Origin of the sequence: Catenulispora rubra (assembly GCF_015356825.1) — a bacterium.
Taxonomy (GTDB): domain Bacteria; phylum Actinomycetota; class Actinomycetes; order Streptomycetales; family Catenulisporaceae; genus Catenulispora; species Catenulispora rubra.
Window position 1 is genome coordinate 1 of record NZ_JAACYW010000399.1, and the last position, 8,953, is coordinate 8,953.

Annotated in this window: 9 protein-coding genes; 4 read left to right on the plus strand and 5 right to left on the minus strand. The window is 70.2% G+C overall.

The window, feature by feature from the left end; translation table 11 throughout:
* Positions 1–124: 124 nt before the first annotated feature.
* Complete coding sequence (locus GWK61_RS50215; RefSeq protein ID WP_323748132.1) at positions 125–1,045, minus strand: carbohydrate kinase family protein; 921 nt, start codon at positions 1,043–1,045, stop codon at positions 125–127.
* A 37-nt stretch (positions 1,046–1,082) separates the two neighbouring features.
* Positions 1,083–2,024, minus strand: a complete 942-nt coding sequence (locus tag GWK61_RS50220) for a pseudouridine-5'-phosphate glycosidase (protein ID WP_194920972.1) — start codon at positions 2,022–2,024, stop codon at positions 1,083–1,085.
* A gap of 95 nt (positions 2,025–2,119) precedes the next feature.
* Here GWK61_RS50220 and GWK61_RS50225 point away from each other — a divergent pair, with 95 nt between their 5' ends.
* On the plus strand, positions 2,120–2,410 hold the full coding sequence (locus GWK61_RS50225) for a GNAT family N-acetyltransferase (RefSeq protein WP_194920975.1): 291 nt from the start codon (positions 2,120–2,122) through the stop codon (positions 2,408–2,410).
* 27 nt (positions 2,411–2,437) lie between these two features.
* Here the strand turns inward: GWK61_RS50225 and GWK61_RS50230 are convergent, their stop codons facing one another.
* Positions 2,438–4,090: an acyl-CoA dehydrogenase family protein gene (locus tag GWK61_RS50230; RefSeq protein ID WP_194920986.1), complete on the minus strand. Its 1,653-nt coding sequence runs from the start codon at positions 4,088–4,090 to the stop codon at positions 2,438–2,440.
* Positions 4,091–4,243: 153 nt separating this feature from the next.
* Here GWK61_RS50230 and GWK61_RS50235 point away from each other — a divergent pair, with 153 nt between their 5' ends.
* From GWK61_RS50235 to GWK61_RS50245, 3 genes are all read left to right on the plus strand, one after another.
* Positions 4,244–5,326, plus strand: a complete 1,083-nt coding sequence (locus GWK61_RS50235; protein WP_194920987.1) for a YihY/virulence factor BrkB family protein — start codon at positions 4,244–4,246, stop codon at positions 5,324–5,326.
* A 200-nt stretch (positions 5,327–5,526) separates the two neighbouring features.
* A complete protein-coding gene (locus GWK61_RS50240; RefSeq protein WP_194920988.1) occupies positions 5,527–5,868 on the plus strand; it encodes a hypothetical protein in 342 nt (113 codons plus the stop codon).
* Between the two features lie 214 nt (positions 5,869–6,082).
* The gene (locus tag GWK61_RS50245) at positions 6,083–7,612 is read left to right on the plus strand and encodes a globin domain-containing protein (protein ID WP_228564294.1); all 1,530 of its coding nucleotides are present in this window, start codon (positions 6,083–6,085) and stop codon (positions 7,610–7,612) included.
* A gap of 92 nt (positions 7,613–7,704) precedes the next feature.
* Here the strand turns inward: GWK61_RS50245 and GWK61_RS50250 are convergent, their stop codons facing one another.
* Entirely contained in the window at positions 7,705–8,757 is a 1,053-nt protein-coding gene (locus GWK61_RS50250; RefSeq protein ID WP_194920989.1) for a 2Fe-2S iron-sulfur cluster-binding protein, read from the minus strand.
* Positions 8,758–8,779: 22 nt separating this feature from the next.
* Positions 8,780–8,953: PaaD-like zinc ribbon domain-containing protein (locus tag GWK61_RS61250; protein ID WP_438939828.1), on the minus strand; the 174-nt coding region annotated here is incomplete at its 5' end.

The following is an 8,953-nucleotide window of genomic DNA, read 5'->3' on the forward strand; positions in this document are numbered from 1 at the left end:
CCAGCTACTGTTCACGATCGGCTGGAGCCTGTGGCGACGACGACACCAACACCGCGCACGACGCAGCCACTTCAAACGCCGCGGTCAAATCGCACCTCCATGAACATCAAGTGCGGCTGCCGTACTAAGGCCGCGCCCCCACCTTCCGAATCACCCGAGCCGCCAACCGGCACCCGGCCGCCAGCGCCTCCTCCGGATCCTCGTCCCGCATCCACGCCGCCAGATACCCCGCCGCGAACGCGTCCCCCGCTCCGGTCGTGTCGACCAGCTCCCCCGGCCCCAGCTTCTCGGCCGGGACCCGGATCGTGCGGTCGAACAGGGCGTCGTGCCGGACCACGCCGTCGGCGCCGAGCTTCACCACCACCTGGTCGCAGAGCTCTGTCAGCGCGCGCGTCGCCGCCACCGGGTCGTCGTCGATGCCGGTCAGGACCGCCGCCTCGTCGCGGTTGGCGATCAGCATGAAGGGGTCGCCGATCCAGTCCAGGAAGCAGTCCGGTCCCACCGCGGCCAGCGGCCCCGCCGACGCGACGTCCACCGAGGTCGTCATCCCACGCCGGCGCGCCAGGTCCAGGGCCGCGACGCCGGCCGCGCGGGTCGAGGAGTTCAGGATCGTGTAGCCCGACAGGTGCAGGTGGCGGCCCGGGAGGAACTCGTCCTTCGGCAGGTCCATCGGGGTCAGGGCGCTGTTCGCGCCGGCGTCCGGGACCATCGTGCGCTCGCCGGTCGGGTCGACCAGCACCACCACCGTGCCGGTGGGCCGCGAGGGGTCCACCTTGAGCCTCGTCCGCACCCCGCACGCGTGCAGCGCCTCCGCCGCCTCGCGGCCCGGGAGGTCGTCGCCGACGCAGCCCACGAACAGCGCCTCGGCGCCGGTGGCGGCGAGCCAGCACGCCGTGTTGGCCGCCGACCCGCCGCCGCGCATCGAGATGCTGCCCGGGCTGTCGGAGGCGGCCACCAGCGGCCCGGTCAGCCGCGCCAGGACGTCCACCATCAGGTCCCCGATCACCAGGATCGGCGCCGTACCGGGCGCGGGCGTCGATGGCACAGGTGGCGTCGGTGGCACAGGTGGCATCAGGGCTGCGCTATTGGTTCGGCGCGGCGTCGATGATCTCCGCCGCGATCCGGGTGGCGAGCTCGGCGTTGCGCTTCACCAGCAGCACGTTCGCGCGCAGCGACTCCCCGCCGGTCTCCCGGTGGAAGAACTCCAGCAGGAACGGCGTGACGTCCTTGCCGCTGATCCCGTCCTTCTCCGCCGCCGCCAGCGCCTCGTTCAGGATCCGGTCGTGCAGCACCGGGTCCAGCTGGTCCTCGACCGGGATCGGGTTGGCGATCAGCACGCCGCTGGACACCGCCGGCCACGCCAGCTGCCAGTGCTGCAGCACCGCGTCGGCGATCTCCTCGGCGAAGTCGAAGCTCCACTCCAGCGCGTGGCCGGAGTCGGCGAGGTAGAAGCCGGGGAACTGGGTCGTCCGGTAGCCGAAGACCGGGACGTTCAGCGTCTCCAGCCGCTCCAGCGTCGCCGGCACGTCCAGGATCGACTTCACCCCCGCGCACACCACCGCCATCGGGATCCGCGACAGCGCGGTCAGGTCGGCGGACTCGTCCCAGGAGTCCCGGGCGTGGCGGTGCACGCCGCCGAGGCCGCCGGTGGCGAAGACGTCGATGTCGGCCTGCGCCGCCAGCGAGGCGGTGGCCGCGACGGTGGTCGCGCCGTGCAGGCCCTTGGCCGCGGCCACGCCGAGGTCGCGCACGCCGAGCTTGACCACGTCGTCGGACTCCGCGATCAGCCGCAGTTCGGCGTCGAACAGCCCGACGCACGGCTTGCCCTCGATCACCGCGATGGTGGCCGGCACGCCGCCGTGGTCCCGCACGGTCTGCTCGATCTCCCGGGCCACCCGCAGGTTGTCCGGACGCGGCAGCCCGTGGCTGATGATCGTCGACTCCAGCGCCACCACCGGGGTGTCCGACTCCAGCGCTTCGATCACCTCGGGGTGGATCCGGAGCCCCTCGCCGTCCACTGTCACTTCTGCCTCCTGGGCATAAAACTGGGCATAAAAACGGTCCCGGTTACGCTGATGCGCACACTACTGAAGATCGTAGAGGGAGCCGGAGGCAGGTTGTGAACGACGAGGTCACAGTGGTCGACAACCCGGAGCGCAAGCGTTACGAAGCGCGCGTCAACGGCGCGCTCGCCGGCGTTCTGGCGTACTCCGTGCACGACGGAGTGGTCGTCATGCCGCACACCGTCGTGGAGCCGCAGTACGAAGGCCGCGGCTTCGGGGGGCTGATGGCCGAGCGCGCACTGGACGACGCGCGGGAGCACGGCCTGAAGGTGTCGCCGCAGTGTTGGTTCGTCGCCGCGTACATAGAGAGGAACCCTCAGTACGCGGATCTGGTCGTCTCCCGCTGACCGCTGACCAGTGACCGGTGACCCGGATCAGACCGCCAGCGCCCGCGCGGCGATCTTCTCGATCTCCAGCCCGCGCGGCAGCGTCCCGAAGCTCCGACCCCAGTCGCCGGCGAGCCGCGAGGCGACGAATGCGTCGGCGTTCTCGGTAGGTGCGTAGCGAAGCATCAGAGAGCCCTGCAGAAGCAACGCCATGCGCTCCACGAACCGGCGCGCGCCAGCCTCGTCCACCGAGGACAGTTCGTCCTGGAGTTCCTTGAACGCCGCGTCGAAGCGCGCGTCCGTCCCGCGTGCCGCGCCGACCTCTACGCAGAACGCATCCCACACTCCGTCTTCTCTGCCGAGGGCGCGCAGTACGTCCAATGCGTTGACGTTCCCAGAGCCTTCCCAGATGGAGTTCAGCGGCGCTTCCCTATAGAGCCGGGGCATACCGGACTCCTCGACATAGCCGTTCCCGCCGAGGCATTCCAGCGCCTCTGCCGCAAAGGGCGCACAGCGCTTGGTGACCCAGAACTTCGCCACGGCCAGGCCGATCCGACGGAACTTCCGTGCCGCCTCGTCGGAGCCGGCGTCCGTGGCCGCCGCGAGGTGCAGCGAGGTGAGCGTCGCCGCCTCGGACTCCAGCGCGAGGTCGGCCAGCACGTTGCGCATCAGCGGCTGGTCGGCGAGCAGCTTGCCGAACGCCATCCGGTGCCGCGTGTGGTGCACCGCCTCGGCGAGCGCCGCGCGCATCAGCGAGGCGGAGCCGGTGACGCAGTCCAGGCGGGTCATGGCGACCATCTCGATGATCGTCGCCACGCCGCGGCCCTCGTCGCCGAGGCGCCAGGCGCGGGTGTTGTGGAATTCGACCTCTGAGGAGGCGTTCGCGCGGTTGCCCAGCTTGTCCTTCAGGCGCTGCAGGCGGAAGGAGTTGCGGGTGCCGTCCGGGAGCACGCGCGGGATCACGAAGCACGACAGGCCGCCGGGGGCCTGGGCCAGGACCAGGAACACGTCGCACATCGGCGCGGAGGTGAACCACTTGTGGCCGACCAGCGTGTACTCGCGGCCGGAGCCGGAGACCGGGGTGGCGCGGGTGGTGTTCGCGCGGACGTCGGAGCCGCCCTGCTTCTCGGTCATGCCCATGCCGGCCAGGCAGCCGGCCTTGGTGGCGGGGTCGCGCAGGCCGAAGTCATAGCTCTTGGACGCCAGGCGCGGCGTCCACTCGGCGGCCAGCATCGGGTCGGCGGCCAGCGCCGGGACCGCCGCGTAGGTCATCGAGACCGGGCACAGGTGGCCGCCCTCGGTCTGGCCCCAGACCAGCATCTTGGCGGCGCGGGCGGTGTGCCGCAGAGTGCCGGCGTCCTCCAGCCAGGGGGCGGCGGCGATGCCGTGGCTGACGGCGACGGTCATCAGCTCGTGCCAGGCCGGGTGGAACTCGACCTCGTCGATGCGGCGGCCGTAGCGGTCGTGGGTCCGCAGGACCGGGTGGTTCGCCTCGGCCAGGCGTCCCCATTCGCGGGCCTCGGAGGAGCCGGCCAGCGCTCCGAGCCCGGTCAGCTCCGTGTCGGTCGCCGAACCGGTGCCGAACAGCCTGGCCACGGCCGCCATGAGCGACGGGTCGGCGGTGTAGGCGTTGTACCCGGCCAGCGGCGGAACCTGGTTCAGGGGCTCGTCGGCCGGGCCGACGAGGGTGCCTTCGGGCATGAGCCGGTCATCTCCGTTTCGGCGTGATGCTGGTACTGCGTCGTGCTGCCGTTAACGTAGTACCCGATCCTAGTGTTCGCTACCCGTTAGTAACAACGACCCGATTGCCCGTTGACCTTAGTGAACCTCCCCGTCGGACCCGAGGACCCGCGCATGCGCCCAGTGCTCGACCTGCCCGCCGGCTCCGGCGCCACCCCCGACCCCGGCACCCTCGTGCCGGAGCCCCGGGAGCAGCCGGACCTGCCGGAGCACGCCGAACCGCACCGCCACCTGGGGCCGCGCAAGCGCTTCCGCGCGCAGGCAGAGAACTGGTGGCGCGTCACTAAGATCACCTTCTCCATCTGCATGCGCTACCGCATCACCGGCCTGGCGGCCGAGGCGGCGTTCTTCGCGCTGCTGTCGTTGCCCCCGCTGGTGATCGGGCTGGCCGGGACCCTGGGGTACCTGAACGGCTGGATCGGCGCCGCGCGGATCGCCCAGATCAAGCACAACATCCTCGGCGCGGCCGGCACGATGCTGTCCGAGCCCGGCATCCTGAAGCTCGACGGGCTGCTGACGAACCTGCTCGCCAACGGGCATCCCGAGTTCATCTCCATAGGGTTCGTGCTGGCGCTGTGGGCGGGATCACGCGCCATGAACGTGTACGTCGACACCATCACGATCGCCTACGGCCTGTCGGGCCGCCGCGGGATAGTGCGGACCCGCCTCCTGGCGTTCGGGATGTACATGCTGGGCCTGCTCCTAGGCTCGGTCGCGCTCCCGCTGCTGGTGCTCGGTCCGGACCTGCTGGTCAGCGCGTTCCCGCCGATCACCGGGCTGATCCACGCCGTGTACTGGCCGCTGATGCTCACGGTGCTCGCGGCGTTCCTCAACACCCTGTACCACCTGGCCGTGCCGGTGCGGACGCCGTGGTCCCAGGACCTGCCGGGCACGGTGCTGGCGTTGCTGTTGCTGATCGGCGGGTCGGCGCTGCTGCGGGACTGGGTCTCCAGCACGTTCGCCGACACCGATCCGACCAACTCGCTGTACGGAGGGCTCGCCGCGTCCGTGGCGATCCTGGTCTGGCTGTACATGACGGCGCTGGCCGTACTGCTCGGGGCCGCGCTCAACGCGGCCGTGGAACAAGTGTGGCCCTCGCGGCGGTTGTGGCTTGCGAGGCTGGCACTGCGCCAGCGGGTTGCCGCTCAGCGGGACGTTGATACTCCCGGTCCGGAAGGGTTTCCTACGGACGACTAGCCATCTGAACTGCGGCGCGGAGCGTCTCCTTAACGGGCGGTGGTGGGAGACGGGCGGGCAGAAAACCTTGCGACAACGCGTCGCAGCCGTACGTACCATGAAGCGATCTTCCGGGATTTCGGTAGATACCGGGACAGGCGATGGACCTGGAACCCGGTCGACAAGAACCGGACAGAACAGTGAAAGCTGGGACAGCATACGTGTCAACCGCAGCTCCGATGGGCTCACAGCGGCTCCGGGCGCTGGGCTGGACGGAGGGCCACGAGAAGGCCTTCGCGGTCCTGCAGGAAGCAGCCGGCGCCGACCTCATACCGGCGTTGGTCACGGAAGCCGGCGAAGGCGGGTGTACGGCCGAATCCGGCACCGGCACGCTCAGAGCCACCTATGGCCCCAATCTGCTGCTCTCGATGGCGGCAGACCCCCTCCGACGACCCCTCACCGACGACTGGATCGCCGTCCGCCGCTGGCCGGACGGACGCGCCACCGCGGAGGCCATCCTGAGCCGCCGCGTGACCCTGATGCGCCAGGAACCCTCCCGGTAGCGCCTCTGCCTCGCCGCAGAGCCCCGGACTCCTGGCGGACTTCCAGGACTTTTCCCCGCGCCATAGCGGACAATCCCTCCCTTACCAGACCGGACTTCCACCGGACTTCAACGTTCCGCGACGCCACCGGAGCCTAAGGTAATCGCTTGCGCTGGGTATGCATTCCGTGACGTAGGGGTCACGGAGCCGGCGGAAGGCTTTGGGGGCGCGAGAGATGGTGCGGCAGGCAGCGGCGAGCAGCACCGCGAGTACCGAGGGTGCCGGGAACTCCGGAAACACCGAGAGTACCGAGGGTGCCGGGAGTAGTGGCAGTACCGGAAGCGCGGAAAGCGCCGGAAGCGCCGGGAGTCCCGACCTGGACCCGGCACGCGTCCCGGCGCTGATCCGGGAGAGCTTCACACTGGTCGCCGACTGCGCCGACCAGGTCCTGTCGCACTTCTACGCGCTGCTCTTCACCGAGTACCCGGCGCTGCGGGACATGTTCCCGCCGATGATGGACGCGCAGCGCGACCGCCTGTTCCGGGCCCTGGTGCACATAGTCGGCCAGGCCGAACACCCTGACGGCCTGGCCGACTATCTCAGGGACCTGGGCCGCGACCACCGCAAGTACGGCGCGCGGCCGGAACACTACGACATGGTCTGGCGGTGCCTCATATCAGCGTTGAAACGCTATGCGGGCACCGCCTGGACCCCTGACATGGACGCCGCGTGGCTGGCGGCGTACCAGCTCGTCGCCGGCACGATGATCGAGGCGGCGGAACAGGACGCGAAGCTGACGCCGGCTTGGTGGAGCGCGCGGGTGGTCGAGCATGAGCTTCGCACTCCGGACATCGCCGTCATCACGCTGGAGCCGGACGCGCCTTATGCGTTCCGCGCGGGGCAGTACTTGTCGCTGGAGACGCAGCGTTGGCCGCGGGTGTGGCGGCACTTTTCGATCGCGAACGCCCCTCGGCACGACAACACGCTGACTCTGCACGTGCGCGCCATCCCCGCGGGGTGGGTTTCGACGGCGCTGGTGAACCACACGAAGGTCGGCGACGTCGTCCGGCTGGGCCCGCCGTCGGGGACGATGTTCTGCAACACGCAGTCGACGCGGGACCTGCTGTGCATCGCCGGGGGGACGGGACTGGCGCCGATCAAGGCGATGGTCGAGGACATGGCGACGTGGAACACGACGCGACAGGTGCGGCTGTTCTATGGAGCGCGCCACGACGATGAGCTGTACGACTTGGCAGAGCTCGAACGGCTGGCGTACCGGCGGCGCTGGCTGTCGGTGGTCTCGGCGGTGTCGCACGATCCGCGGTACCCCGGAGAGCGCGGGATGCTGCCCGAGGTGGTGGCGCGCTATGGGGAGTTCTTCGAGCACTGGGCCGGGCATGACGTGTACGTGTCGGGGTCCGTGCCGATGGTGCGGGCGACGATCGCGCGGCTGCAGGAGTTGAACATTCCGCTGGCGAGCATCCGGTTCGACGCGTACGGCGGGATGGACGGGCTGTGGCAGCCGGGGGCAGGGCAGGGCGTGCCGATGCCTCCCACGGCCCCGGTGGGGCCGGGGACGGGCGTGGAGGAGCCTTTGGATGCCGCGGGGCCTGGGGCTTCCGGCGGGGCCTCCGTCGGGTCCGCGGTCGGGTCCTGGGTGGGGCGGAACGGCTGGCGGAAGGACGGCGGCTGGCGGGCCGGGGTGCCCGGACAGGTGCGTACCGCGGAGACGCTTGACGAGTGGCTGCTTACGCAGACTTCTTAGCGCTTTCCTCTACGCGTCTGCACCTCTACGCCGCTGTACTTCTACGCGCCTATACCTCTACAGCGCTGTTCCCACCTTTACGCCGCCGTTCCCTATGCATCGAAGTCAAGTTCCACTGCCGGCGTCAGGGGTCGAGACTGGCAGGCCAGGACGAACCCCTCCGCCTTCTCCTCCGGCTCCAGGGCGTAGTCGTGGGCCATCGCGACCTCGCCCTGGACGATCTTCGCGCGGCAGGTGCCGCAGACGCCGCCGGTGCAGGAGTAGGGCGTGTCGGGGCGGGCCTTGAGGAGGGCGGCCAGGACGGAGTCGTCGTCCTTGGACATGGCCAGCTGCGTGCGGCGGCCGCCGAGGGTGACGGTCACGTCGACGTCGCCCTCGGCCAGGACCTTGGCGGTCTCAGCGTAGGCGGCCGGCGGCGGGGCGTCCTCGGCGTGGAAGAGCTCGAAGTGCACGTGCCCGCGCGTCACGCCGCGCCCGGCCAGCACCTCCTTGGCGGTGTCGACCATGGCCATCGGCCCGCAGAGGTAGTAGTGCGCCTCAGGGCCCGGAGAGGCCGCGGCCAGCAGCTCCGGCAGCCGCTCGGCGTCGATCCGCCCGGTCAGCAGCGCCGCCTCGCGCGGCTCGCGGGAGAGCACGTGCAGCACCATCAGCCGTTCGGCGTAGCGATCCTTGAGATCGGCGAGCTCCTCCAGGAACATGACAGAGGCGGCAGTGCGATTGCCGTAAATCAGAGTGAAGCGATCCCCGCGAGCCAACGCGACCTCGGCCATGGCCAAGACCGGCGTCACCCCGCTCCCGGCGACGATACCCACGTGCTCAGGGCCCTCCTGCAAGACGAAACGCCCCGCCGGCGGCAGCACATCCACGAGGTCCCCGACCCCGAGCTTGCCCGCCGCGATCTCCCCGAACCCCCCGGGCCCGAGCTCCTTGACCGCGATGCTCAACGTCGCCACCCCATCGCCCCCCGGCGCAGCGCACAACGAATAGGCCCGCCGAGCCTCGACCCCCCCGAGCTCCACCCGCACCGTCACATGCTGCCCCGGCACAAAGCGGAACCCGTCCCGCTCCCCCGAGGGCACCTCGAACACGACGCGCACAGCGTCATCAGTGAGCCGGTCCAGGCCGACGACAGGAAGGAAGGTCACAGCGCTCTCACAAAGGACTAGATCACAGGGACTTGATAGCCCCGAACGGCTCCCCACACGCCCGACAGGCGCGCAGGGACTGGCACGGCGTACTGCCGAACGCGCTGAGCTCGCGCGTGTCGGCGCTGCCACAGCGGGGGCAGGCGGGGGTGGCAGCTGCAGCTGCAGCTGCGGTTTGGGCTGCGCGATTTTGGAA